Source organism: Affinirhizobium straminoryzae (assembly GCF_007004135.1).
GTDB classification, from domain to species: Bacteria; Pseudomonadota; Alphaproteobacteria; order Rhizobiales; family Rhizobiaceae; genus Neorhizobium; species Neorhizobium straminoryzae.
This window is the reverse complement of the sequence record NZ_VJMG01000021.1, coordinates 127,093-151,660: the sequence shown is the minus strand read 5'-3', so window position 1 is coordinate 151,660 and position 24,568 is coordinate 127,093. Positions and strand designations below refer to the sequence as shown.

The following is a 24,568-nucleotide window of genomic DNA, read 5'->3' as shown; positions in this document are numbered from 1 at the left end:
GGTCGCCGGACATGCCTTGCCTCACCATGGTCAATGCCAGTGAAACGGCAGCGAGGTGTTGAGAGCCGGGATGCGCCTCAGCCCTTGCGGCGTGCGCTCTTGCCGACGGCCACCTCTTCGAAGCCGAGACGGACGCGGGTGAAGCGCGACGCCCCACCGACGGTGTTCGGGATTGCGACATCCGGCTTGTTGAACAGGAACTGCGTGGAACCTTCCGGCGGCACGGTGACGGGATAGCTCACCGACTTCGAGTAGATCACCTTGTCACCGTCCAGCACCTCGACCACCACCGGCAGGTTGACGGCGCCGGCCTTGCCGGCCGGACCGAGCACAAGGCGCCCCTGTGCCATCACGTTGATCGTCAGCGTGGTGTCGTTGGCGGTGCAGGCGCGGGTCGCCTCGGCCAGCGAGGCGCGGTAGATCAGCTTGTCCGGATCGTCCTTCGCATTGCCGGCATAGGCACTGCGGATGGCGGTGTCATCCCTCAGCACGACCGGCGGGCAGAAGGCCTGGACCACGGGCGCCACAGGCTGGGCTGCCGGCTCGCTCTGGGTCAGACCGCCCAGCGGTGAGGAAGAATTGCACCCGGCAAGAGCGGCAAGAAGGGAGAGCGACAGAAACCCGAGCGAAGACCTGAACCTGAGCGAAGACTTGCGAAACACGTAATGCGACCCTTTTCTTCCCAGCCGCCACAGAACGGACATTCCGGGCTTTCACGGTAAATTTTGATGGTCTATACCAGCGGCGCACGGAAAAATCGATTGGGATTGCAGCCGAATTTTGTCTGGACCGGAAGCCCTGGCGCGAATGTGCCTCCCGGCCGACGCAATCGCCCCCAAAAGGGGGCCGGCCTCGGGCCTGATCGTGATCCACCGCCATCGTCCGCTTCGGACCATCGAACACGCATCCAGGGATAGCTGTCTTGGACTATATTTCTACACGGGGCGATGCGCCCGCTCTCGGTTTTCGTGATGCTCTTCTGGCGGGTCTCGCCCGTGATGGCGGTCTCTACCTGCCGCGGGAATGGCCGGTCTTCACGAAGAAGGACATCCGCGGCCTGCGGGGCAAGTCCTACCAGGAGGTCGCCTTTGCGGTGATGACCCGCTTCGTGGATGGCGAGATCCCCGATGCCGCCCTGAAGGCGATGATCGATGAGGCCTACGCCACCTTCCGGCATCCGGCCGTGGTGCCGCTGGTGCAGGTCGGCCCCAATGATTTCGTGCTGGAACTGTTCCACGGCACCACGCTCGCCTTCAAGGACGTGGCCATGCAGATGCTGGCCCGGCTGATGGATTATGTGCTGGCAGAGCGCGGCGAGCGCGCCACCATCGTCGGCGCGACCTCCGGCGATACGGGCGGGGCGGCGATCGATGCCTTTGCCGGACGCGAGCGGACCGACATCTTCATCCTCTTCCCGCATGGCAAGGTCTCGCCCGTGCAGCAGCGGCAGATGACCACCTCGACGCACAAGAACGTGCATGCGCTGGCTGTGAAGGGCAATTTCGACGATTGCCAGGATCTGGTGAAGGCCATGTTCAACGACGTCGCCTTCCGCGAAAGCGTGAAGCTGTCCGGCGTCAATTCGATCAACTGGGGCCGCATCATGGCGCAGGTGGTCTATTACTTCACCGCAGCCGTCTCGCTCGGCAGCCCGGACCGCAAGATCTCGTTCACGGTGCCGACCGGCAATTTCGGCGATATCTTCGCCGGCTATGTGGCCAAGCGCATGGGCCTGCCGATCGACCGGCTGGTGATCGCCACCAATGACAACGACATTCTCGCCCGCACCCTGAAGACCGGCCGCTACGAGATGAAGCCGGTGATCGCCACCACCTCGCCGTCCATGGACATCCAGATCTCGTCCAATTTCGAGCGTCTGCTGTTCGAGGCCTATGGCCGCGAGCCCGCTGCCGTACGCTCCGCCATGTCGGGGCTTCGCCAGTCCGGCGCCTTCGAGATCCAGCCGGAAGCGCTCAAGGCAATCCGCCGCGAATTCCGCGCCGGACGCGCCACGCAGAAGCAGGTGGCGCAGACGATCCGCGCAACGCTTGCCGAGACCGGCTACCTTCTCGACCCGCACACGGCGACCGGTGTCTTCGTCGCGGCGAAGAATGCCCGGACCGCAAGTCCGATGGTGACGCTCGCCACCGCGCACCCGGCCAAGTTCCCCGCCTCGGTAGAATCCGCTTGCGGAATTCATCCGTCCCTCCCATCATGGCTTGCTGATCTGATGAACAGGGAGGAGCGCTACGACCTGCTGGAACCCGAGCTTAAGGCGGTGGAAACCTTCATCCACCAGCATGCGCGGGCAAAAGCGTAAGGGCCGCAGTGCCGGAAAGACCGACAATGAATGTTGAAATCACCCGGCTTGCCTCCGGGTTGACCGTCGTGACGCAGAACATGCCGCACCTCGAAAGCGTGGCGCTGGGTGTCTGGATCAAGTCGGGATCGCGCAATGAAACCGTCGACGAGCACGGGATCGCCCATCTTCTCGAACACATGGCCTTCAAGGGCACCGCGCGCCGCTCGGCGCGCGACATCGCCGAAGAAATCGAGAATGTCGGCGGCGAACTGAACGCCGCCACCTCCACCGAAACCACCTCCTATTATGCCCGGGTGCTGAAGGACCACGTTCCACTGGCGATCGACATCCTCGCCGACATCCTCACCGAATCGGCCTTCGATGAAGAGGAACTGCAGCGCGAGAAGCATGTGATCCTGCAGGAGATCGGCGCGGCCAACGATACGCCCGACGATCTGGTCTTCGACCGCTTCTCGGAAACCGCCTATCGTGGCCAGACCATCGGCCGGCCGATCCTCGGCACGCCGGAAACGGTGCAGTCCTTCACACCCGACCAGATCCGCGGCTATCTGTCCCGCAATTATACCACCGACCGCATGTTCGTCGTGGCCGCTGGCGCCGTCGATCACGACACGCTGGTCAGGCAGGTCGAAGAACGCTTCGCGCTTTTGCCGACGAAACCCTCCGCGCCGCCGGTCTTCGAGGCCGCCCGCTATCTCGGCGGCGAGGTGCGCGAGACGCGCGACCTCATGGACACGCAATTGCTGCTCGGCTTCGAGGGCAAGGCCTATCACATGCGGGACTTCTACTGTTCGCAGATTCTGGCCAACATCCTGGGTGGCGGCATGTCGTCCCGCCTGTTCCAGGAGGTGCGCGAGCATCGCGGCCTCTGCTACTCGGTCTACGCCTTCCACTGGGGTTTTTCCGATACCGGCGTGTTCGGCATTCATGCCGCGACCGGCGGCGAAGACCTGCCGGAACTGGTGCCTGTCATCCTCGACGAGCTGCGCAAGTCGTCCGACGTGATCGAGCAGCAGGAAATCGACCGCGCCCGCGCCCAGATCCGCGCCCAGCTTCTGATGGGCCAGGAAAGCCCGGCCGCCCGCGCCGGCCAGATCGCAAGGCAGATGATTCTCTACGGCCGCATCATTCCCAACGTGGAAATGATGGAACGCCTCGCGGGCATCACGACGTCACGATTGACCGATCTTGCCGGGCGGCTGTTTTTCGATACAGTTCCGACATTGTCCGCCATCGGGCCGGTCGAAAAGCTGGCACCGCTTTCGGATATCACGGCGGCACTTTCCTCGCCGCATATCAGGACGCAGAAAGCGACCGGCTGATCACGCGGGCTTTGCCATTCCGTTCAGCGATCGCGCTGGACGGGGTGGAACGGGACATAGGATGACGCGGTCGGTGTTTCGGTTTTTGTCACGTCAGCCGGAGACGCCGGAGCTTTATGGCGACCGGCACCTGCTGCGCCTGCCGCGCTACACCGATTATCGCGAGTGGTATGCGCTGCGTTCGGAAAGCCGACCCTTCCTGCAGCCCTGGGAGCCGAGCTGGCGACATGACGAACTGACGGAGGCGTCCTTCCGGGCGCGCGTCACCCGCAATTCACAGGAATTCGCCTCCGGCCTTGCCGTGCCGCTTCTTCTGTTCCGGCGCGAGGACAAGGCCCTGCTGGGCGGCCTGACCATTGGCTATATCCGGCGCGGCGCGGCGCAAAGCTGCATGATCGGCTACTGGATGGGCGAAAAACATGCCGGGCAAGGTCATATGTTTGCCGCACTCCGCCTTGTAGTACCCTACATCTTCTCCGGGCTTCAGTTGCACCGCATCGAGGCAGCCTGTATCCCGGAGAACTGGAAGAGCGTGCGGCTTTTGGAAAAGGCCGGTTTCGAACGGGAAGGTCTCTTGCGCAAATATCTGAAAATCAACGGAGAGTGGCGGGATCACACCCTATACTCGCTGCTGGCGGGCGATCAGGCGGATACCGGGATGCAGGCCGCACAATGAGCATGGCCTCCCCCATTTCCCCGCTGTTCACCCGGGCGCTGGCCATGCTGGCCGCCTGCCTCCTGTTCATCCTCGCGCCGGCCTTTGCCTTCGCCTTCGAACCGGTGAAGATCTCCCGCGACGACCGGGCGCTGGACCTGACCGCCACCACTGATATCTATGCCAACCAGGGCGAGGCCTTCCAGGTCTCGACGGCCGCCGGCACCGACGGCATTCGACGGCGCATCGAGGTGCGCTCGGCAACCCCCGGCCATCAGGGCGACTGGGCGGTGTTTGCGCTGGCCAATGTCTCCGAGGAACAGCTGGAGCGCGTCATCGTCGCCCCGCATTTCCGTCTCGTCGGCTCGCGCATGATCTGGCCGGACCTCGGCTCGCAGCGCATCAATGCCATCACCCCCTCCGAGGGCTTTGCGCTCGATCGCGTGCCGAGCCCGGATGCGGATGTCTTCCGCATCACCCTGAACCCCGGTTCGGTCATCACCTTCGTGGCGGAACTCACCTCGCCGAACCTGCCGCAGATCTATCTGTGGGAGCCGGACGCCTACAAGGATACGGTGAACTCCTTCACGCTCTACCGCGGCATCGTGCTCGGCATTGCCGGCCTGCTGGCGGTCTTCCTCACCATTCTCTTCGTGGTGAAGGGCACCTCCATGCTGCCGGCGGCGGCAGCGCTTGCCTGGGCGGTGCTTGCCTATATCTGCGTGGACTTCGGCTTCCTCGAGAAACTGATCGCCATCAGCTCCAGCGACGAGCGAATATGGCGGGCGGGTGCGGAGGTGGCGCTCGCCTCCTCGCTGGTGATCTTCCTGTTTGCCTATCTCAACCTCAATCGCTGGCACGTGCATCTGGGCTATGCCACCTTTGCCTGGATCGTCGGGCTTGGCCTGCTGTTCGGCGTGGCGATCTACGACCCCTCGATCGCCTCCGGCATTGCCCGCATTTCTCTGGCGCTGACGGCCACCGTCGGCATCGGTCTCATCATCTATCTCGGTCTCAACCGCTTCGACCGCGCCATCCTCCTGGTGCCGACCTGGGCATTGATTCTCGTCTGGCTGTTCGGCGGCTGGCTGACGGTGACCGGCAAGCTTGACAACGACATCATCCAGCCGGCGCTCGGCGGCGGCCTCGTCCTCATCGTTCTGCTGATCGGCTTTACCGTGATGCAGCATGCCTTTGCCGGCGGCGCCTACCAGCAGGGTCTGTTTTCCGATCTGGAGCGCCAGTCGCTGGCGTTGATGGGCAGCGGCGACACGGTGTGGGACTGGGACGTGGCGCGTGACCGGCTGGTGACGACACCCGATATCTCCCTGAAGCTCGGCCTCTCCCCGGGTTCGATGCACGGACCGGCGCGCAACTGGCTGCCGCGTCTTCACCCCGACGACCGCGACCGCTTCAAGGCGACGCTGGACGTGCTGCTGGAACATCGCAAGGGAAAGCTGAACCACGAGTTCCGCATCCGCGCCGAGGACGGGCATTTCCACTGGCTGCAGATCCGCGCCCGGCCGGTGCTGGGGTCCAATGGCGAAATCATCCGCTGCGTCGGCACCATCGTCGACGTGACCGAGCCGAAGAATTCGGTGGAACGGCTGCTGGTCGATGCGATGCACGACAACCTGACCGGCCTGCCGAACCGCCAGGTCTTCCTCGACCGCCTGCAATCGGTGCTGGCCATTGCCGCCACCAGCGATGGCGTGCGCCCGACGGTGCTGGCGATCGACATCGACCGCTACAAGCAGGTCAACGATGCGCTCGGGATTGCCGCTGGCGACAATATTCTGATCGCGCTGACGCGGCGCCTGCGCCGTCTTCTGAAGCCGCAGGATACGCTGGCGCGCATTTCCGGCGACCAGTTCGGCCTCATCCTCGTCTCCGAGCGCGATCCCGGCAAGGTGGCCGATTTCGCCGAGGCCGTCAGCCAGGCGATCATGGTGCCGATCAATTTCGCCAATCGCGAAGTGATCCTGACCGCCTCGGTCGGGCTCTGCTCCTGGGTGGACCAGCAGGAAAGTGCGGCCAGCCTTCTCAGCGATGCGGAACTGGCGATGTACCGGGCCAAACGCGCCGGCGGCAACCGGGTGGAGCCCTTCCGCCCCGCCTTCCGCACCAATGCGACGCCCGACCGCCTGCAGATCGAGACGGATTTGCGCCGCGCCATCGAACGCAAGGAACTGTCGCTCGCCTATCAGCCGATCATCCGGCTGAAGGATGGCGAACTGGCGGGCTTCGAGGCGCTGATGCGCTGGGAGCACCCCAAGCGCGGCAGCATTCCGCCAGCCGAATTCATCCCGATCGCCGAGATGTGCGAGCTGATCGGGCCGCTCGGGCTTTTCGCACTGGAATGTGCAACGGCCGATCTGACGAGCTGGGAAAAGCAGGCGGGCGAACTGCCGATCTTCCTGTCGGTGAACCTCTCCAGCGCGCAGCTGCTGAATGCGGATCTCTACACAGAAATCCGCGCGCTTCTTGCCCGTACCGATGTCAATCCTGCCCGGCTCAAGCTGGAGCTGACGGAATCCATGATGCTGGAAAATCCGGAACAGGCGCGACTGGTGCTTGCCAAGCTGCAGGATCTCGGCATCAGCCTTGCGATCGACGATTTCGGCACCGGCTATTCCTCGCTTGGCCAGCTGACCCAGTTCCCCTTCGACACCATCAAGCTCGACAAGTCGCTTGTCACCAACGACAGCGACAAGGGGCTGGTGGTGTTGCGCTCGGTGATCGCCATGGCGCGCGCCATGGACATGTCGATCGTGGCCGAGGGCATCGCCTCCGACGAGGCGGCGGTGGAACTGGCCAAGATGGGATGCCAGTTCGGCCAGAGCTTCCTGTTCGGTGCGCCCATGGCGCCCGACGCCGTGCAGCGCCTGCTGAAGGAACGGTTTCCGCTGACCAAGCGCGCGTAGCCGTTCGCGGCACCTCGCGTCACCGCCGGCGCGCGCAGCAGCGCGGGCCGGCGCCGTCCGGATGCCGCAGATGCCGCAGATGCCGCAGCGCGGCATGTTCATCCGGGCAAGGAGAAAGGCAACCGGCACCGCCAGTCGCCCTGCCGGCATGCCAGCCGGGCCGTCGCCTCACGTCCGCCCTTGCACCAGCCCGTGGATGAATTCCAGCTTGGCCACCACCGTCGGCGTCAGGATGAAGGGGTAGAGATCGGGGACGCCGAGCGAGCGATGGATGCTGTTCAGCGCCACACTGAAGGGCACCCAGGCATCGACCAGCTGCGCGGCGCTGCGGGCGCGATAGGGATCGAAGGCCACTTCCGTGGCAAGATCCTCATGGCCGTGCGGTTCCACCACCAGGCCGAAGGCACGCGCGGTTTCCAGCGTATCGACGATATGCAGATAGTGGGCGAAGCACTCGGCAAAATCCTCCCACGGATGGCTGCTGGCATAGGTGCTGATGAAATGCTCCTGCCAGTCGGCCGGCGGCCCCGCCTCGTAGTTGCGGCGCAGTGCTTCGGTATAGTCCTGCCGTTCGTCGCCGAAGGCATCGCGGAACGGGGCAAGACGGTCGCGGTCCCGCACCAGTTTTTCCCAGATGTAGTGCCCCGTCTCATGGCGGAAATGGCCAAGCAGCGTGCGGTAGGGCTCGTTCATGGAGACACGCACCTTTTCGCGCGTCACGTCGTCGGCTTCCGCGGCGCGGATGGCGATGACACCGCTTTCATGGCCGGTCATGGCGGGCTTGACGCTGCCGTCCGGCAGCACCTCATCGACGAGATAGTCGAAGACCAGTCCGTGTTCGGGATCTTCCGTGCGCGTCGTCAGCGGCAGGTTCCATCTCAGCAGCGAATAGAACAGATGCCGCTGCGCCTGGCTGATGCGGCGCAGCTGCAAGATCCCCTCTTCCATCGACTGATCGGGCAGCAGACGATTGTGGCGGCAGGCAAGACAGAAGGTCTCCTCCCCTTCCGCCGGCACCGTCCAGTTGCAGATGTCGTTGACCGCATTGGCGCAGGGCCGCACGGCCTGCCAGCGATCGGACACCAGCCGCCAGGTGCCGTCAGGGCATTCGCTGAGTGCATGCATGGCCAGCCGCTGCGGGACGAAGGCAAGGCGATGGCCGCAATTGACGCAGTCGCGGTTGTCGAAATGGATCGACTGGCCGCAGTGATCGCATTGATAGAGACGCATGTGGTGAGATCCCAAGCAGCGGGTCAGAAGAAAGCCTGCCCCGCGCGGCAGCGCGGAGCAGGCTTGGCATCAGGGATGAAGCGTCCATCAGGCGCGATCGACGAGGCCCTTCACGGCATCCTTGGCTTCACCCTTGGCATGCTGGGCCTTGCCCTTGGCTTCCTGGACAGCGCCCTTGGCCTTCATCGAGCGGTCATCCGTCATATCGCCGGCCGCCTGACGGGCCTTGCCGGCAATTTCGTTGGCCTTGCCGCTTACCTTGTCGCTCATGCTGCTCATGGGTCTTCTCCTCGTTGTGCCATCGTCATGATGGCGTTCGGGAGAAAAACGCATCCGACCGATGGTTGGTTCCGCCCAGGATGCAACCAACCGCCGGCGGGCCGGGGTCAGGCGTGGCCGGCCTCGCGCGACAGAAGCTCCGGCCGCACCCCCATCAGCGCCAGCGCCCGGTCATATTTGCCCTCGAGGGCGGTATCGAAGATCAGATCCTCGCTCGCCGGGCAGTTCAGCCAGCCGTTGGCGGCGATTTCCGCCTCCAGCTGACCCGGCCCCCAGCCGGCATAGCCGAGCAGCATGGTGGCGCGGCTCGGACCACGGCCGTTATAGATCGCGCGCACGATGTCGAGCGTGGCCGTCAGCGAAATGTCGTCGCTGACGGGAATGCTGCTGTCGCTCGAATAATCGTCCGAGTGCAGCACGAAGCCGCGCCCGGTTTCCACCGGGCCGCCGCCAAGGATCGGAAAATCCCGGGTCTGGCTTGGCAGCATGATGGCTTCCGGCTGGTCCACCAGCTTGAGGTGCAAGAGGATTTCGGTGAAGGAGATCGGCTGCGGGCGGTTGATGATGAAGCCCATGGCACCGGCCGTGGAATGGGCACAGACATAAACCACCGTACGTTCGAAGTTTCCGTCCTGCATGCCCGGCATGGCGATCAGGAACTGGCCATCCAGAAATCCCCGCTCCTGCCTGTCCGTGAGTATCGACAATGCCATCGTGCCTCCTTGAGCGGTAGGCCCGGCCCTCGGGCGGGGCGGCTTCAACAAATGTGGATCCCGGACACCAGGATCCGGGGGCGGGCACCGGATGCGGCGGATCGCAAAACCCGCATCCAGCGCGTGCCGAACAATCCACACCCAACCAACATGGGGCAGGCCTTATCTGCAATCAACCGAAAATGATGCCGCTTTCACGCTTGTGACTGGAAGCGGCCGTATCGCTCGGCTAAATCTCGGGACATGAGCATCAAACTGCGCCTTTCTTTCCGTCGTCATGCGAGTGCTGCCCTGCTGGCGGCGACAGCCCTGCTTCCGGCACATGGCACGCAGGCGGCCACCAGCAACTGGGCGCAGAATGATGGCGGGCGCATGCGAATCATCGCGCTGCCGGCAACCGCTGACGGAACCGTGCAGGGCGCCCTGCAGATCGAGCCGACGCGCGGCTGGATCACCTACTGGAAGGAACCCGGCCAGGCCGGCATCCCCCCGCAGGTCGTGGTGTCGCCCGGCAACGGAATCACGCTGGAAAAGATGGATTTCCCGGTGCCCAGCCTGTTCGATGCCGGCGGGATCAAGGATCTCGGCTATGACCATGCGGTCACCCTTCCCTTCACCCTGAAGGTGGCCGACCCCTCAGCGCCGCTGAAGATCCATGCCAGCGCCTTCATCGGGCTCTGCCGCAACATCTGCATTCCCTTCCAGGCGGATTTCGAGGTGGATCTGACCCGGGCGAACGGCCTGCCGCTGGAGGAAAACCTGATCCTCGACGAGGCCCGGCGCAAGCTGCCGGAAAAGCCCTCCGACGATTTCAGCGTGACCCACTACATGGTTGCGAATGGACGCGAGAAACTGAGCCTGGCCCTGAGGTTGCCGGAAGGCGTGGAGAAGCCGCAGATCTTCGTGGCGACGCCCGGCGGACGGGTTCTCTTTGACCAGGCAAGCCCGCGGCGCATCGAGGGATTGTATGTCGTGGACATGCCATTCGGCAAGCATCCGCCCGGAGAAAGCGCCACCACCGACAAGCACTGGGACATTCTGGTGATTGCCGGCAACCGTGCCATGGAAACCAAGCTTGCCTTCGATTGAGCCCGCTCTATAGTCGCGGTCGACATTGCCTGCCTGCCATTTGCCATCAAGGAGACCATCATGACGATTACCGTCGGCGATACCCTGCCTGCCGCCACCTTCAAGGAAAAGACCAGCGATGGCCCGGTCGAGGTCACGACCTCGGACCTGTTCAAGGGCAAGAAGGTGGTGCTGTTTGCGGTGCCGGGCGCCTTCACCCCCACCTGCTCCATGAACCACCTTCCGGGCTATCTGGAAAACCGCGATGCGCTGCTGGAGCGCGGCGTGGACGACATCGCGGTTCTCGCCGTCAACGACTGGTTCGTGATGGGCGCCTGGGCGGAAAAGAGCGGCGGCGCGGGCAAGATCCACTTCCTGTCCGACTGGGACGCCTCCTTCACCAAGGCGCTCGGCCTCGACATGGATCTGTCGGCAGCCGGTCTCGGCACGCGCTCCAAGCGCTATTCCATGCTGGTCGAGGACGGCGTGGTGAAGTCGCTCAACATCGAGGAAAATGCCGGTCAGGCGACTGTTTCCGGCGCCGCGGCCATGCTGGAACAGCTCTGAGCCCGAAGGCCGGGTTTGCCGACAGAAAGCGGTCCGCAAGGGCCGCTTTTTTCGTTGCGACACGCCCCCTGCGCGCGCATGACGCCTCGGGCGACATTAAGCATTTCCTAAGCTTGTCTACCTAATATAGGTATCGCTAAAATACGATATTGCATCAGGCAATGCGATTTGGCGTGCGTTCCGGCATGTGCGGGGCCTCGTGGCACCGGCACTGAGACAGGGCAGCGCACCATCCAGCCGCCAGACCGGGAATGACATCTCGACGGCTGCCCATGCCCGCCAGATTCAGAGGTCAACGTGCGCAACCTATCGATCATCGGAAAGTTTCTGCTCATCATCGCCGGCTTCGGCGTGATGACCCTTGGCATTTCCTTCTACCAGAACCGGCAATTGTTCATGGTGGATACGAGCTATAGCCAACTCCTGGACGGCGAAGCCAAGGCCGGCATCTATCTCGCGCGCTCCAATCGCGCGCTGCAGGCCGTGCGCGGCAACATCGGCGACATCCTGATGTCGCGCAGCGAAGAGCTGAACAACAAGGCAGACGCATCGCTGAAGGATGTGCAGGACCAGTTCATCAAGTATATGGACATCGCCGCCGCTGCCCTGCCTTCCAAGACGGAAATCCCGCAGCTGAAGGCGGAGGGTCTGCGCATCATCAACGAGATCTGCGCGCCCGCCATTGCCGCAGGCCGCGCCTCGACGACGGAACCCGAAATCATCGCTTCCCAGCAACTGTTCCTGGAAAAGTGCCAGCCGTCCTTCGGCGTGATCTCGCCCAAGTTCACGGCGGTCACGACGGCGGTGGTGGATTCGTCCGCGGCAGAAAGCGACCGCCTGTCCGACATGGTGGCCCGTTCCGCCGTCTTCACCATGGCGGTGGTCGTCGGTGCGCTGGTGATCGTTCTGGCGCTTGGCTATTTCGCCATCCGCGCCTGGGTCACGCGTCCGATCGGCACGCTGTCGGAGACGATGAAGACGCTTGCCAAGGGCGATCTGACGGTGGTCGTGAACGAGACCGATCGCGGCGACGAGATCGGCGGCATGGCCAAGGCCGTGCAGGTCTTCAAGGACAATGGCCTGAGGGCCCGCGACATGGAACGCGACGCAGAGAGCAACCGCAGCGCCAGCGAGGCCGAACGCGCCCGCGCCGCCGAAGCAGAGCGCCAGCGCGCCAAGGAGATGGCGCAGGCCACCTCCGGTCTCGCCGAGGGTCTCAAGCATCTCTCCAGCGGTGACCTGACCTTCCGCCTCAACGAGCCCTTCGCCTCCGACTTCGAAACGCTGCGCGCCGACTTCAACGCCGCCGTGAAGCAGCTCGCCGACAGCCTGCGCACCGTCGCCGATGCCACCGGCTCGATCGACAGCGGCGCCCGCGAGATCAGCCAGAGCGCCGAGGATCTCTCCAAACGCACCGAGCAGCAGGCCGCGTCGCTGGAAGAAACCGCCGCCGCCCTGGATCAGATCACCACCAATGTGGCGAATGCCTCCAAGCGCACCGAGGAAGCCCGTCACGTCGCGATGGAAGCCAACAAGTCGGCCCGCCGCTCCGGCGAGGTGGTCTCCAATGCCGTCTCCGCCATGCAGCGTATCGAGCAGTCCTCCAACCAGATTTCCTCGATCATCGGCGTGATCGACGAGATCGCCTTCCAGACCAACCTGCTGGCGCTGAATGCCGGCGTGGAAGCGGCGCGCGCCGGTGAAGCCGGCAAGGGTTTTGCCGTCGTTGCCCAGGAAGTCCGCGAGCTTGCCCAGCGCTCCGCCCAGGCTGCCAAGGAGATCAAGGATCTCATCCGCAACTCGGTCGACGAAGTCTCCACCGGCGTGCGGCTGGTTCAGGAAACCGGTGACGTGCTGAAGGTGATCGAGGACCAGGTCATCGCGATCAACACCCAGCTCGATGCAATTGCCACCTCTGCCAAGGAACAGTCGGTCGGTCTCGCCGAGGTCAACACCGCCGTCAACCAGATGGACCAGACCACGCAGCAGAACGCCGCGATGGTGGAAGAATCCACCGCCGCCAGTTCCTCGCTTGCTGGCGAAGTGCGCCGTTTGCGCGACATCATCGCCGACTTCCGCCTTGGCGCCAGTGATGCTGGCCTTCCCCGCCGGCCGGAAGCGGTGCGGGCCGGCCATGCCCCGGCTGCCGCCCCCTCCCCGGCCCGCCGCATGATGGCCAAGGTCGCCGGCGCGATCACTGGCGGCGGCGGTCCAGCCGCCGAAAGCTGGGAAGAGTTCTGAGCGCTCGCCCGACGCTGACGCAAACAAGGAAGGGGGAGAGGCGATGCCTCTCCCCCTTCCGCATTGTGCCTCCTCAGGCCGCCTGCGGGAGCGGCTGCGGCCGTGCCGGCTTCTTCAGCAGCATGACGACAAGTGCCGCCAGGATGCACATGACGCCAGCAATCTGCAGCGCGGGCATATAGGTATCGAAATCGCTGCGGAAATAGCCGGCGCCGAAGGCGGCGGTGGCCGCACCGATCTGATGGCCGGTAAACACCCAGCCGAACACGAGACCCGCCTTTTCACGGCCGAAGTTTTCCGCCGCGAGCTTGACCGTCGGCGGCACGGTGGCCACCCAATCCAGCCCATAGAAAACCGCAAAGACCGACAGCTCGATCACGCTGAAGCCGGAAAAGGACAGGTAGATCAGCGAGAGGCCGCGCAGGCCATAGAACCAGAACAGCAGCACGCGGTTGTCGAACCGGTCCGACAGCCAGCCGGCGAAGATCGTGCCGACGAAATCGAACATGCCGATGACGGCAAGCGTTCCGGCCGCGGTCACCGCCGCCATGCCGAAATCGCCGCAGATCGAGATCCAGTGCGTCTGGATGAGGCCGTTGGTGGAGAGGCCGCAGACGAAGAAGGTGCCGAACAGCGCCCAGAACACCGGATTGTTCGAGACGCTTTTCAGCGTGATCAGCGGCGAGGCGAGCGTGGCCAGAAGCTTGTGATCCTGCCTGACGGGCTTTGTCACCTGCGTTTCGCCATAGGGGGCAAGGCCGAGATCGGCCGGATGATCACGCATCAGGGCAAGCACCAGCAGCATGGCGGCCGCGATGACGGTGACAGACAGCGTCAGCGCCGCGCGCCAGCCATAGGCTTCCGTCAGCGCGGCGAGGATCGGTAGGAAGACCAGCTGGCCGGTGGCATTGCTCGCCGTCATCAGGCCGACCACGAGGCCGCGCCGCTTGGAAAACCAGCGGGTTGCGACGGTGGCGCCCAGCACGAGCGCCGTCATGCCGGTGCCGACGCCGACCACGACGCCCCACAGCAGCAGCAATTGCCAGACCTTCGTCATGAACATCGAGGCGACGATGCCGGCAAAGATCAGGGACAGTGCCGTCGCCACCACCTGGCGCACGCCAAAATGGTTCATGAAGGCGGCGGCAAACGGGCCGAGCAGGCCGAACAGCACGAGACGCACCGCCATGGCGGTGGAGATCTCGGCAATGTCCCAGCCGAATTCCTGATGCAGCGGCTGGATCATCACGCCGGCCGAGCCCATGGCGCCGGCCGTGGCGAGCATGGTGAGAAAGGTGGTCGCCGCGACCACCCAGCCATAATGCAGGTTTCGGTGCGCCATCCAGCGGGCGACACGGGTGGAAATCATGATGTTCGTCCTTTGCGTGTTCGCCAGAGGGGCCGAGGCAGAGGAGCCTTTGCAGCGGGGCCGTGGCAGGGCGGGTGTGTTCCGGATTTTACGGGCATATGCCCGCTTAAAGGTGCGGGCGATGGTTCAGCAGTCGGTCTGGATATCGTTCAGAATGTCATGCAGCTGGGCGAGCCTTTCCGCCCCCAGCCGCGTCTCGATATTGCCTTGCACCGCATCCCAGAGCGGCGCGCCATCCTCCACCACCTGCCGGCCGGCGTCCGTCAGCGACAGAAGGGCCTCGCGCTGGTCCCGTCCGGTCGCGACGGTGAGAAGGCCCATGCGCTCCAGCACCTTCGTATTGCGTCCCACCGTGGAGCGGTCGAGATCCAGATACTCGGCCAGATCCGTCAGCGAGACCGGCCCGAACCGCCGGACACGCCTCAACAGGCTGAACTGACCGACATTGATGCCGAGCGGTGCAAGCGCCGCATCGTAAAGCGAAGACAGCTTGCGGGTCGCCTTGCGTAGCGCGATGCAGTGGCAGGAGGCATTGGACATAGATACGTGCATATACCCGCAGTTTGACAAATGCAAGAGGAAGACACAGAGCCAGCCATGTTTCCGCCGCAATCGTTATAACATAACCAATGTTACAAAGTTACATGACGAAGGCACTGCATGTCCCGATCCCCCTCCCCCTTCAGCCTGTTGCAGCAGGCAGCGCTTTCCCGGGCAGCTGTCGCCCTCGTGCTGATCGGCGGCCTGTGGCTTGCCATCTCCTGGGCGGTGGCCCTGCCATGAGCGGCGCGACGACGAAAGCCGCAGCGGAGCGCGGCGCGGCGCTGACCCTGCAAAACCTGACGGTGACCTATGATCGCCATCCGGCCGTGCATCATGTGTCCGGCACGCTGAAGGCCGGCAGCCTGACGGCGATTGCCGGGCCGAACGGTGCTGGCAAATCCACGCTGCTGAAGGCCATCGTCGGCGAGCTTCGCCCGGCGGAAGGCCGCATCGAGCATGGACTTGCAGCCCGCGACATCGGTTACCTGCCGCAGGCCGCCGAGATCAACCGGCGCTTTCCGATCAATGTTCTGGATACCGTGCTTCTCGGCGACTGGCACCAGAGCGGCGCCTTCGGACGTGTGGCAAGGGCGGCGCGGGAGCGGGCGCAGGAGGCGCTGTCCACCGTCGGCCTCGACGGCTTCGAGCGCCGGCCGATCGGCTCGCTGTCGGCCGGCCAGTTCCAGCGCGTGCTGTTTGCCCGGCTGCTGATGCAGGAGGCGCGGCTGATCCTGCTGGACGAGCCCTTTACCGCAATCGATGCCCGCACCACGCACGACCTGCTGGCGCTGGTCAGCCGCTGGCATGGCGAAGGCCGCACGGTGGTGGCGGTGCTGCATGATTTCGAGCAGGTGCGCAGTCATTTTCCGGAAACCCTGCTGATTGCCCGCGAACTGATCGGCTGGGGCCCGACCACCGAGGTGATGGCGCCCGCCAATCTTCTGAAGGCGCGCGCCATGGCCGAGCGCTGGGACGAGACCGCCCCCGTCTGCGAGCCCGCCGCATGAGCCTCTACGATCTCTTTCTCGCGCCCCTTGCCGATTACGGCTTCATGCGCCGGGCGCTGGTTGCCTGCCTCTGCCTGTCGCTCGGCTGCGGGCCGATCGGCGTCTTCCTGATGATGCGGCGCATGAGCCTGATGGGCGATGCGCTGAGCCATGCGGTGCTGCCGGGCGCGGCCATCGGCTATCTCGTCGCGGGCTCGCTCTCGCTGACGGCGATGGGGATCGGCGGGCTGATCGCCGGCCTCTCCGTTGCGCTGCTGGCCGGCGTCGTCAGCCGCGCCACAAGCCTTGCCGAAGATGCGAGCTTTGCCAGTTTCTACCTCACCTCGCTCGCGCTCGGCGTGCTGATCGTCTCGCTGCGCGGCTCCAACATCGACCTGCTGCACGTGCTGTTCGGCACCATTCTGGCGATCGATTCCGATGCCTTGATCGAGATCGGCACCATCACCTCCGTCACGCTGGTGGCGCTGGCGCTGATCTACCGACCGCTCGTTGCCGAATGCTTCGACCCCGGTTTTCTCCGCGCCGTTGGCGGTCGCGGGCCGCTTTATCACGTCGCCTTCCTGGTGCTGGTGGTGCTGAACCTCGTTGCGAGCTTCCAGGCGCTCGGCACGCTGATGGCGGTTGGCCTGATGATGCTGCCGGCGGCGATCGCGCAGCTGTGGTCGCGCACCCTGCCGGTGATGCTGGCGATCGCCTCCGTCACCGCCCTTCTCTCCGGCTATCTCGGCCTCATCGCCTCCTATCACCTGGAGCTTGCCTCCGGCCCGACGATCATCGTCACCGCCGCGCTGTTCTACGGCCTCTCGATCCTCATTGCGCCCTCCGGCCTTGCCCGGCGCTATTTCCCCCGCCCGCATCTGACGGGCTAACCCGAAGGAGAATCTTCCGATGTCCCTCCGTTCCCTGCTGCTGGCCGCTGCGGCCGGTCCTGCCCTGCTTGCCCTCTCCGCGCCCGTTTCTGCGGCGGAGCTGAAGGCGGTGGCCTCCTTCACCGTGCTGGCCGATGTCGTCCATCAGGTCGGCGGCGACAAGGTGCATGTCGCAAGCCTAGTCGGCCCCGATGGCGACCCCCACGAATTCGAGCCGTCGCCAAGCGACGCCAAGAAGCTGAAGGAAGCCGATGTCGTCTTCGTCAGCGGCGAAGGCCTGGAAGGCTGGATGGATCGGCTGATCACGGCGTCCGGCTTCAAGGGCAAGCCGGTCACCGCCTCGGAAGGCGTCAACACCCGCACCATGGAAGAGGACGGCAAGACCGTCACTGATCCGCATGTGTGGAACAGCCCGGTCAACGTGAAGGTCTGGGTCGCCAATATCGAAAAGGCGCTTTCCGCCGCCGATCCGGCCGACGCCGCTACCTTCAAGGCCAATGCCGAAGCCTATGCCAAGAAGCTCGACGCCATGGACGCCTATGCGCGCGACAAGATCGGCAAGGTGCCGGAGGACCGCCGCAAGGTGCTGACCAGCCATGACGCCTTCGGCTATTTCGGCCGCGAATACAAGGTAACCTTCCTGGCGCCACTCGGCATCTCCACCGAAAGCGAGGCTGCCGCCACCGACGTTGCCAAGCTGATCGACCAGATCAAGGCCGAGCACGTGAAGACCTACTTCTTCGAAAACTCCAACGATCCGCGTCTCGTCAAGCAGGTGGCCAAGGCCACCGGTGCCGAGCCGGGCGGCGAGCTTTACGTGGAATCGCTCTCCAAGGCCAAGGGCCCGGCGCCCACTTATGAAAAGATGTTCCGCTACAACGTGGACCAGCTCGCCGCCGCCATGACCAAGGGCAGCTAAGAGCTTTCAGGGGGGGCCCTCACCCTAACCCTCTCCCCGCATTGCGGGGAGAGAGGACACGCGCCGATACACGCTCAGAGATCATGCTCGATCATGCGCGGCCGCAGAACATACCGCTGGCGAACGGTCTCCCCTTCGCAAGAAACGTCTCCCGGCACAAAACCACAGCTCTCGTACAGTCCTCTGGCGGGCCCTGCTCCCGGACTGCCTTCGACAAAGGTATCGACCTGAACGATGCACTCCGGAGGCATGGTTGAAAGGGCCGCATTGATGAGGGCCTTGCCAATGCCGAGCCGCTGATGTTGCGATGAAACGGCGAGCCAGCGGATGGCGTAGTCCGTGCCGCTGCCGCCGAAGAGTACGCCTCCCAGAACATTCAGGTTCATAGACTCCGCTTTTGCGCAGAAGGCCTGGCGTTGTGCGATCTTGCGGGTCAAGACAGTCTCGAAATCCGGCATGGGTCCGAAAAGCGGCACCACCTCTTCTGCCAGGCGAAGCCAGGAGGCGACATCTTCATGCTGGGCCAGGCTGATATGAAACCGCATCCCCTCATCTGCCTTCTATGGCGTTTTGTCCGACTGTGGGTGCAAGCTCCCCCTCTGGCTGCCGCCATCTCCCCCACAAGGGGGGAGACCGCGAGGGGCACCGAGTTGCCCAAATAAATCGTTCCGCTGTCGGTGATGGGGTACCAGGCGGAGCGGCCGGGTTAGCCCCTCTCCCTTGTGGGGAGGGGTTCTCCGACGTCTCTCACACCTCCAGATCGAACACCAGAAGCCCGGAAAGGCCGCCATCGCAGGCGGCAACGATGCGCTCACCCACCGCCTTGTGCTCGGGATGATCGAGATAGGCATCACGTGCCGCCGCATTCTCGAAGGTCACGACAAAACCGTCGCGAAAGCCGCCGCTCAAGCCCTCCGGCGAGACATTCGGGCCGGTCCTGATGCTGACGATGCCGGGGATGACGGCCTGAAGCTTTGCCAGATCCTCGTAGATCGATTGCTTGTCGGCAGCCGGCAGCGCGGCCTTCAGGCGCAGGAACACGCAGTGCAGGATCATGGCTTCCTCCTTCAACGGGCAAAACCGCCCTGTTCTTGTCGTCACCGCTTCTTGAACGGCTCCATGCCGAGACGCGCCAGTTCATCGGCACGTTCATTTTCGGGGTGGCCGGCATGGCCCTTGACCCAGTGCCATTTGACCTTGTGGCGCTGGTTGGCGGCATCGAGCTGCTGCCACAGTTCTCCATTCTTCACCGGCTTCTTGTCCGCGGTCTTCCAGCCGTTCTTCTTCCAGCCAAAGATCCACTTGGAGATGCCGTCCATCACATATTTGCTGTCGGTGTGGAGATCGACCTCGCAGGGGCTTTTCAGCGCATTCAGCGCGGTGATCGCCGCAAGCAGCTCCATGCGGTTGTTGGTGGTATCGGCCTCGCCGCCATAAAGCTCCTTCTGCACCTCGCCATAGCGCAGGATGGCGCCCCAGCCGCCGGGGCCCGGATTGCCGGAGCAGGCGCCGTCGGTAAAGATTTCCACCTGCTTCACGACGCAATCTCCAGTCCGTATTCGGAGGGCGAGACGATGGCGCGGTGGAAGCGCAATTTGCGCAGATATTCGAGCGGGTCCTTCTTCACCACCAGCGCGCCTTCCGGCGTCGTCTGCCAGTCATAGAGGCGGGTGAGGAAGAAGCGCAGCGCCGAACCGCGCGCGAGAATGGGAAGCGCCGCCTGCTCGTTCGCCGAGAGCGGCCGAACCGACTGGTAACCGGCAAGCAGCGCCGCGCCTTTCGCAAAATTGTAGGAGCCATCCGGCTGAAAACACCAGGCATTCAGGCAGATCGCCACGTCATAGGCCAGCATGTCGTTGCAGGCGAAGTAGAAATCGATGAGGCCGGAGAGCCGGTCGCCGAGGAAGAAGACATTGTCCTGGAAGAGATCGGCATGGATCACGCCGGTCGGCAAATCTTTGGGCCAGTGGCCGGAGAGGTGATCCAGCTCGTCAGAGATCTCCGCCTGAAGCCCCTCCTGCACCTCGTCGGCGCGCGGGCCGGCCTTCGCCCAAAGATCGAGCCAGCCATCGAGCGACAGCGCATTCGGCCGGCGGATCGAAAAATCCTGGGCGGCGAGATGCAGTTCGGCCAGCGCGCGGCCCACCTGCCCGCAATGGGCGGCCTCCGGCTTTCTGAGCCACATGCCTTCGAGGAAGGAGATGAGCGCCGCCGGCCGGCCGGAGAGTTCGCCCGTCAGCCTGCCGTCATGGCGCGGCAGCGGCAGCGGGCAGGACAGGCCCTTCTCCGCCAGATGCTGCATCAGGCCAAGGAAAAACGGCAGGTCGCCGGCATCCACCCGCTTCTCGTAAAGCGTCAGGATCAGCGGGTCCCTGGTGGTGTGCAGGAGGAAATTGGAATTCTCCACCCCCTCGGCAATGCCCTTGTAGGAGGTGAGCTCGCCCACATCATACTGGGCGAGGAAGGCCCGCAGATCGGTCTCGCTGATATCGGTGTAAACGGCCAATTCTCTTGTCCCTGCAGCTTCGCGGCTGATCGCCCAGCCCGTCTGCCACAAGGCATACACAGGGGGACGGGATGATGGCTAGCCCCGGGAGCGGGATGGGCACAGGATTTGCGGGTGGGCATGGCGTCGTTCGGCAAAGCAGGAGGGTATCAGAGGTCAGCGCCGCCGTCGCACTGGCGGAAGCCCCGGCCCTTCGCTTGAGCTCAGGGCGTTCGCAACTCAAAACGCTCCACCGGAGCGTTTTGCTGGCTGGCGCCGTCGCACTGGAGGAAAGCCCCGGTGCCTCGCTTCAGGCCCGGCGCGTTCGTCACTGACATCGATTCACTGGATCGATTTCTCAGGCTTCGCCTGACCGTTCCTGGCTGACGCCCCGGCCCTTCGCTTGAGCTCAGGGCGTTCGGCGCTGAAATCGATCGCTGGATCGATTTCTCCGGGCGCGAGAGCGCCCGGCCGCGCCTCACCCATTCACCCAGGCCATGTCTTCGCGGGTGAGCTCGATGCTGCGCAGTTCGCGGTTGACGAGGAAGTGCTCGTTTTCCTCCGCCGTGATCGCGAGCTCCACGGTAGCGTCGAAGCGGGCGCGGAAGGCCTCGATGATCTCGTCGACGATGACTTCCGGGGCGGATGCGCCGGCGGAGATGCCGAGCGTGCGGATTTTTCCCACCTGATCCCAGTCGATCTCGGCCGCGCGCTGCACCAAAAGCGAGCGGGTGGCGCCGGCGCGCAATGCCACCTCCACCAGCCGCTTGGAATTGGACGAATTGGGCGCGCCGACGACGATGAAGAGATCGCAGCCGGGCGCGGCCTGCTTCACAGCTTCCTGCCGGTTCGTCGTGGCATAGCAGATGCTGTCGGCCGCAGGCGCCGTGAGATTGGGAAAACGCTCCTGCAGGCGGGCGATCACGCCGGCGGTATCGTCCACCGACAGCGTCGTCTGCGTCACATAGCCGAGATTGTCCGGGTCGGCGGGCTCGTAGGCATCCACATCCTCGACCGTCTCGATCAGCGAGACCGTGCCCTCCGGCAGCTGGCCCATGGTGCCGATCACTTCCGGGTGGCCGGCATGGCCGATCAGGATCACATGGCGTCCCAGGCGCTGGTGGCGCATGGCCTGCTTGTGCACCTTCGATACCAGCGGACAGGTGGCATCCAGATAGAAGAGATTGCGCGACTGCGCATCTTCCGGCACCGATTTCGGTACGCCATGGGCGGAAAACACCACCGGCTGCTGGCGATGCTCCTCCGGGATCTCGTTCAGTTCCTCGACGAAGATCGCGCCCTTGGCCTCCAGCCCTTCCACCACATAGCGGTTGTGGACGATCTCGTGGCGCACATAGACCGGCGCACCATAGGCCTTCAGCGCCAGCACCACGATCTGGATTGCCCGGTCCACGCCCGCGCAAAAGCCGCGCGGCCCGCACAGGCGGATGGTCAGGGGCGGTCGGATTTCCTGCATGTTCATTCGGTCAGCCTGCGATGAGGACGGCAATCAGGGCAAGCGCCGCCGGAAGGGCCTGGATGAGCCAAATCTTCCGCGCGGCGGTCGCTCCCCCATATAGGCCAGCCACCAGCACGCAGCCAACAAAAAACAATTTGAGCTGGAAGGCGAAGCCCGCGTCCGGATGCAGCAGTGCCCAGACGAGGCCTGTGGCGAGAAAACCGTTATAGAGGCCCTGATTGGCGGCCATCACCCTCGTCGCCGCCGCCCGTTCCGGCGAAAGACCGAAGGCGCGCCGCCCGGCCGGCTTCGTCCAGAGAAACATCTCCAGCACGAGGATGTAAAAATGCTCGAGCGCCACCAGCGCCACGAGAAAAGCCGCCACGACCGTCATGATGTCCCCCGATCCGATGAAGCCCGGCGGCCGGCCCTCCCCGAACCGCCGTTATGTCTTGCGCCGAAACAGCATGAGGCCGGTGACCGCCACCAGCGCGACGGCGAGCCCATACCAGGTCAGGGCATATTGCAGATGGTTGTTCGGCAGATCGAACTGTGTGACGCCGCCCTTCGGCAAGCCGCCGGGATTGGCAACCGTCGCATCGGCATCCACGAAGAAGGGCAGCACGCGGGCGGCGTCGAGGCCGCTGCTGGCCACCATCGCCTGCCAGTCCTTCCAGTAGAAGATGTTTTTGGCGGGATCGTTGTCCGGCAGGATGGAGGAGGGTTTTTTCGCCAGCCGGTTGCGCACGTAGCCGGCCAGCGTCACCGTTCCCGATACCTGACCGGCAGCCCGCCGGGCGGGATCCTTGAGCTCATAGGGCACGAAGCCGCGGTTGAGGAGCAGGATGCGACCGTCGGCCAGCGTCAGCGGCGTATAGACATAAAAGCCGCTCTCGCCCTCGAAGGTCGCGAAGAAATGCCGCTCGCGGCTGTGATCGAAACGACCGGTGACCCGCACATGCAGATATTCGCCATCCTCGCCGCGCGCCATGGTCTGCTCAGCCAGCGTGAGATCGACAGGCGCGCCGTGGCGGCGGCTTTCGATCTGCGCCAGCAGTGCTTCCTTCTCGTGCAGCCGTTGCACCTGCCAGGTGCCGAGCGACACAAGGATGCCCAGCGCGATGAGGACGACCGCACCGGTTGCGATCCGCTTTCCGCGGCTCATCGGGGGCTTATCTGCCTCGGTGTCGCGCACGATATCAGTCACGATCGATCCGGCCCTCGCTGGCATTGTGCTTGTATTGTAAGGCAATCAGCAGCCCCTTCAGCAGCCGGAGACTGCCGAGGCAGACGATGACGGCAAAGGGCAGCGTGACCACGAAATGCAGCCAGATCGACGGGTGAAACGTGAATTCGAACCATAGGGCAAAGCCCACCACAAGGAAGCCGAGGATCAGCATCACGAAGACCGCCGGTCCATCCCCCGCATCGGCAAAGCCGTAATCCAGACCGCAGGCCGTGCAGGCGGGGCGAACCTTCAGGAGACCCTCGAACAGCCGGCCCTGGCCGCAGCGGGGGCAGGCCCCACGCAGGCCGGTGGACACGGCATCCTGCGGCGGATACTGCGCGTGATCGTGTGGCATGCTTTGCTCCTTCCCTGAACCCGGGCGGCGCCCGGATGGAAAAGGGGCGGTCGTGCCGCCCCTTTCGTATCGTTCAACGGATGCGGCTGCCGCTCAATGGGCGAGCGGCGCGCCCCAGCCACCCCAGATGTAGATCGCGAAGAACAGGAACAGCCAGACCACGTCAACGAAGTGCCAGTACCAGGCGGCGGCCTCGAAGCCGAAATGCTTGGTGGGCGTGAAGCCGCCATTGATGGCGCGGATCAGGCAGACCAGCAGGAAAATGGTGCCGACCAGCACGTGGAAGCCGTGGAAGCCCGTCGACATGAAGAAGGTGGCGCCATAGATCGAGTTCTTGAAGTCGAACGGGGCATGCACGTATTCATAGCCCTGCACGAAGGAGAACAGCGCGCCGAGCGCCACCGTCAGCGCCAGACCGTTGATGAGGCCCTTGCGGTCATTGTGCAACAGCGCATGGTGCGCCCAGGTGACACAGGTGCCGGAGAGCAGCAGGATTACGGTGTTGTAGAGCGGCAGGTGCCAGGGATCGAGCACCTCGATGCCCTTCGGCGGCCACTGGCCACCGGTGGCGGTAACGCGGCTTGCCTGGATCGCCTCGTGCGGAAAGAGGCTCGCATCGAAGAAGGCCCAGAACCAGGCCACGAAGAACATCACCTCCGAGGCGATGAACATGATCATGCCGTAGCGCAGATGCAGGGAGACCACCTTGGTATGGTGCCCTTCGCGCCCCTCCTTGATCGTGTCCGCCCACCAGCCGACCATGGTGTAGACGAGGATCGCGAGGCCGATGAAGAACAGCCACGGATTGGCAAGGTTCAGGCCGAAGATGTGGAACGTGCCGCCATGCAGGTAGCGCATGTAGCCGACACCGCCAAACGTGACGACAAAGGCGCCGATCGAGGCCATCAGCGGCCAGATGCTCGGGTCTATGATGTGGTAATCGTGTTGTTTCTGGTGCGCTTGCGCCATGTGATCAGTCCCCGATGTTTCTCCTCAAGCCCTCCCGCTCGCG

At 64.2% G+C, this 24,568-nt stretch carries 26 protein-coding genes; 11 read left to right on the top strand and 15 right to left on the bottom strand.

Annotated features, from left to right (window positions below):
• Positions 1–77: 77 nt before the first annotated feature.
• The gene (locus tag FNA46_RS09680; protein ID WP_246102982.1) at positions 78–704 is read right to left on the bottom strand and encodes a PilZ domain-containing protein; all 627 of its coding nucleotides are present in this window, start codon (positions 702–704) and stop codon (positions 78–80) included.
• A 209-nt stretch (positions 705–913) separates the two neighbouring features.
• Here FNA46_RS09680 and thrC point away from each other — a divergent pair, with 209 nt between their 5' ends.
• From thrC to FNA46_RS09660, 4 genes are all read left to right on the top strand, one after another.
• Positions 914–2,320, top strand: coding sequence for a threonine synthase (gene thrC / locus FNA46_RS09675; RefSeq protein WP_185969791.1), 1,407 nt, complete (start codon positions 914–916; stop codon positions 2,318–2,320).
• Positions 2,321–2,346: 26 nt separating this feature from the next.
• Positions 2,347–3,645, top strand: a complete 1,299-nt coding sequence (locus FNA46_RS09670; protein WP_143124979.1) for a M16 family metallopeptidase — start codon at positions 2,347–2,349, stop codon at positions 3,643–3,645.
• A gap of 61 nt (positions 3,646–3,706) precedes the next feature.
• Positions 3,707–4,321, top strand: a complete 615-nt coding sequence (locus FNA46_RS09665) for a GNAT family N-acetyltransferase (protein WP_143124978.1) — start codon at positions 3,707–3,709, stop codon at positions 4,319–4,321.
• 2 nt (positions 4,322–4,323) lie between these two features.
• Positions 4,324–7,224 (top strand): EAL domain-containing protein, encoded by a 2,901-nt coding sequence (locus tag FNA46_RS09660; protein ID WP_185969790.1) that lies wholly within the window; start codon positions 4,324–4,326, stop codon positions 7,222–7,224.
• 168 nt (positions 7,225–7,392) lie between these two features.
• Here the strand turns inward: FNA46_RS09660 and FNA46_RS09655 are convergent, their stop codons facing one another.
• The 3 genes from FNA46_RS09655 to FNA46_RS09645 form a co-directional block, all read right to left on the bottom strand.
• Positions 7,393–8,454 (bottom strand): zinc-binding metallopeptidase family protein, encoded by a 1,062-nt coding sequence (locus tag FNA46_RS09655; RefSeq protein ID WP_143124976.1) that lies wholly within the window; start codon positions 8,452–8,454, stop codon positions 7,393–7,395.
• An 87-nt stretch (positions 8,455–8,541) separates the two neighbouring features.
• Positions 8,542–8,733 (bottom strand): CsbD family protein, encoded by a 192-nt coding sequence (locus tag FNA46_RS09650; protein ID WP_143124975.1) that lies wholly within the window; start codon positions 8,731–8,733, stop codon positions 8,542–8,544.
• 107 nt (positions 8,734–8,840) lie between these two features.
• Positions 8,841–9,446 carry a YqgE/AlgH family protein gene (locus tag FNA46_RS09645; protein WP_143124974.1) on the bottom strand — a complete coding sequence of 202 codons (606 nt, stop codon included), beginning with the start codon at positions 9,444–9,446 and terminating at the stop codon, positions 8,841–8,843.
• A 243-nt stretch (positions 9,447–9,689) separates the two neighbouring features.
• On the opposite strand from FNA46_RS09645, the gene FNA46_RS09640 reads away from it, so the two are divergent.
• From FNA46_RS09640 to FNA46_RS09630, 3 genes are all read left to right on the top strand, one after another.
• Positions 9,690–10,535: a protein-disulfide reductase DsbD domain-containing protein gene (locus tag FNA46_RS09640; RefSeq protein ID WP_143124973.1), complete on the top strand. Its 846-nt coding sequence runs from the start codon at positions 9,690–9,692 to the stop codon at positions 10,533–10,535.
• A 60-nt stretch (positions 10,536–10,595) separates the two neighbouring features.
• Entirely contained in the window at positions 10,596–11,081 is a 486-nt protein-coding gene (locus FNA46_RS09635) for a peroxiredoxin (RefSeq protein ID WP_143124972.1), read from the top strand.
• Between the two features lie 297 nt (positions 11,082–11,378).
• Positions 11,379–13,322, top strand: coding sequence for a methyl-accepting chemotaxis protein (locus FNA46_RS09630; RefSeq protein WP_143124971.1), 1,944 nt, complete (start codon positions 11,379–11,381; stop codon positions 13,320–13,322).
• Positions 13,323–13,395: 73 nt separating this feature from the next.
• On the opposite strand, the gene FNA46_RS09625 is transcribed toward FNA46_RS09630, so the two are convergent.
• Both FNA46_RS09625 and FNA46_RS09620 read right to left on the bottom strand, forming a co-directional pair.
• Entirely contained in the window at positions 13,396–14,691 is a 1,296-nt protein-coding gene (locus FNA46_RS09625) for an MFS transporter (RefSeq protein WP_143124970.1), read from the bottom strand.
• A 126-nt stretch (positions 14,692–14,817) separates the two neighbouring features.
• Positions 14,818–15,231, bottom strand: coding sequence for a MarR family winged helix-turn-helix transcriptional regulator (locus FNA46_RS09620; RefSeq protein WP_143124969.1), 414 nt, complete (start codon positions 15,229–15,231; stop codon positions 14,818–14,820).
• A gap of 120 nt (positions 15,232–15,351) precedes the next feature.
• Here FNA46_RS09620 and FNA46_RS26530 point away from each other — a divergent pair, with 120 nt between their 5' ends.
• Genes FNA46_RS26530 through FNA46_RS09605 form a run of 4 tightly spaced genes read left to right on the top strand, consistent with a single transcriptional unit; the run spans position 15,352 to position 18,029 of the window.
• Entirely contained in the window at positions 15,352–15,474 is a 123-nt protein-coding gene (locus tag FNA46_RS26530; protein ID WP_280177820.1) for a hypothetical protein, read from the top strand.
• Positions 15,471–16,241, top strand: a complete 771-nt coding sequence (locus FNA46_RS09615) for a metal ABC transporter ATP-binding protein (RefSeq protein ID WP_143124968.1) — start codon at positions 15,471–15,473, stop codon at positions 16,239–16,241. Before FNA46_RS26530 ends, FNA46_RS09615 begins: the two co-directional genes overlap by 4 nt.
• On the top strand, positions 16,238–17,110 hold the full coding sequence (locus FNA46_RS09610; RefSeq protein ID WP_143124967.1) for a metal ABC transporter permease: 873 nt from the start codon (positions 16,238–16,240) through the stop codon (positions 17,108–17,110). Before FNA46_RS09615 ends, FNA46_RS09610 begins: the two co-directional genes overlap by 4 nt.
• Positions 17,111–17,129: 19 nt before the next feature.
• Positions 17,130–18,029: a metal ABC transporter substrate-binding protein gene (locus tag FNA46_RS09605; RefSeq protein ID WP_143124966.1), complete on the top strand. Its 900-nt coding sequence runs from the start codon at positions 17,130–17,132 to the stop codon at positions 18,027–18,029.
• A gap of 74 nt (positions 18,030–18,103) precedes the next feature.
• Here FNA46_RS09605 and FNA46_RS09600 read toward each other — a convergent pair whose 3' ends face one another.
• From FNA46_RS09600 to FNA46_RS09560, 9 genes are all read right to left on the bottom strand, one after another.
• Complete coding sequence (locus tag FNA46_RS09600; RefSeq protein ID WP_143124965.1) at positions 18,104–18,574, bottom strand: GNAT family N-acetyltransferase; 471 nt, start codon at positions 18,572–18,574, stop codon at positions 18,104–18,106.
• Positions 18,575–18,776: 202 nt separating this feature from the next.
• The gene (locus FNA46_RS09595; protein ID WP_143124964.1) at positions 18,777–19,085 is read right to left on the bottom strand and encodes a Dabb family protein; all 309 of its coding nucleotides are present in this window, start codon (positions 19,083–19,085) and stop codon (positions 18,777–18,779) included.
• Between the two features lie 41 nt (positions 19,086–19,126).
• Positions 19,127–19,567, bottom strand: a complete 441-nt coding sequence (gene rnhA / locus FNA46_RS09590) for a ribonuclease HI (protein ID WP_143124963.1) — start codon at positions 19,565–19,567, stop codon at positions 19,127–19,129.
• A complete protein-coding gene (locus FNA46_RS09585) occupies positions 19,564–20,535 on the bottom strand; it encodes a homoserine kinase (protein ID WP_143124962.1) in 972 nt (323 codons plus the stop codon). The genes rnhA and FNA46_RS09585 overlap by 4 nt, the downstream gene beginning before the upstream one ends.
• 457 nt (positions 20,536–20,992) lie before the next feature.
• Positions 20,993–21,991 carry a 4-hydroxy-3-methylbut-2-enyl diphosphate reductase gene (gene ispH, locus FNA46_RS09580; RefSeq protein WP_425468701.1) on the bottom strand — a complete coding sequence of 333 codons (999 nt, stop codon included), beginning with the start codon at positions 21,989–21,991 and terminating at the stop codon, positions 20,993–20,995.
• Between the two features lie 10 nt (positions 21,992–22,001).
• Positions 22,002–22,367 (bottom strand): DUF1304 domain-containing protein, encoded by a 366-nt coding sequence (locus FNA46_RS09575; protein WP_143124960.1) that lies wholly within the window; start codon positions 22,365–22,367, stop codon positions 22,002–22,004.
• A 51-nt stretch (positions 22,368–22,418) separates the two neighbouring features.
• Positions 22,419–23,204, bottom strand: a complete 786-nt coding sequence (locus FNA46_RS09570) for an SURF1 family protein (protein WP_143124959.1) — start codon at positions 23,202–23,204, stop codon at positions 22,419–22,421.
• Entirely contained in the window at positions 23,173–23,556 is a 384-nt protein-coding gene (locus tag FNA46_RS09565) for a DUF983 domain-containing protein (RefSeq protein ID WP_143124958.1), read from the bottom strand. The genes FNA46_RS09570 and FNA46_RS09565 overlap by 32 nt, the downstream gene beginning before the upstream one ends.
• Before the next feature lie 93 nt (positions 23,557–23,649).
• Complete coding sequence (locus FNA46_RS09560; protein ID WP_143124957.1) at positions 23,650–24,525, bottom strand: cytochrome c oxidase subunit 3; 876 nt, start codon at positions 24,523–24,525, stop codon at positions 23,650–23,652.
• Positions 24,526–24,568: the final 43 nt, after the last annotated feature.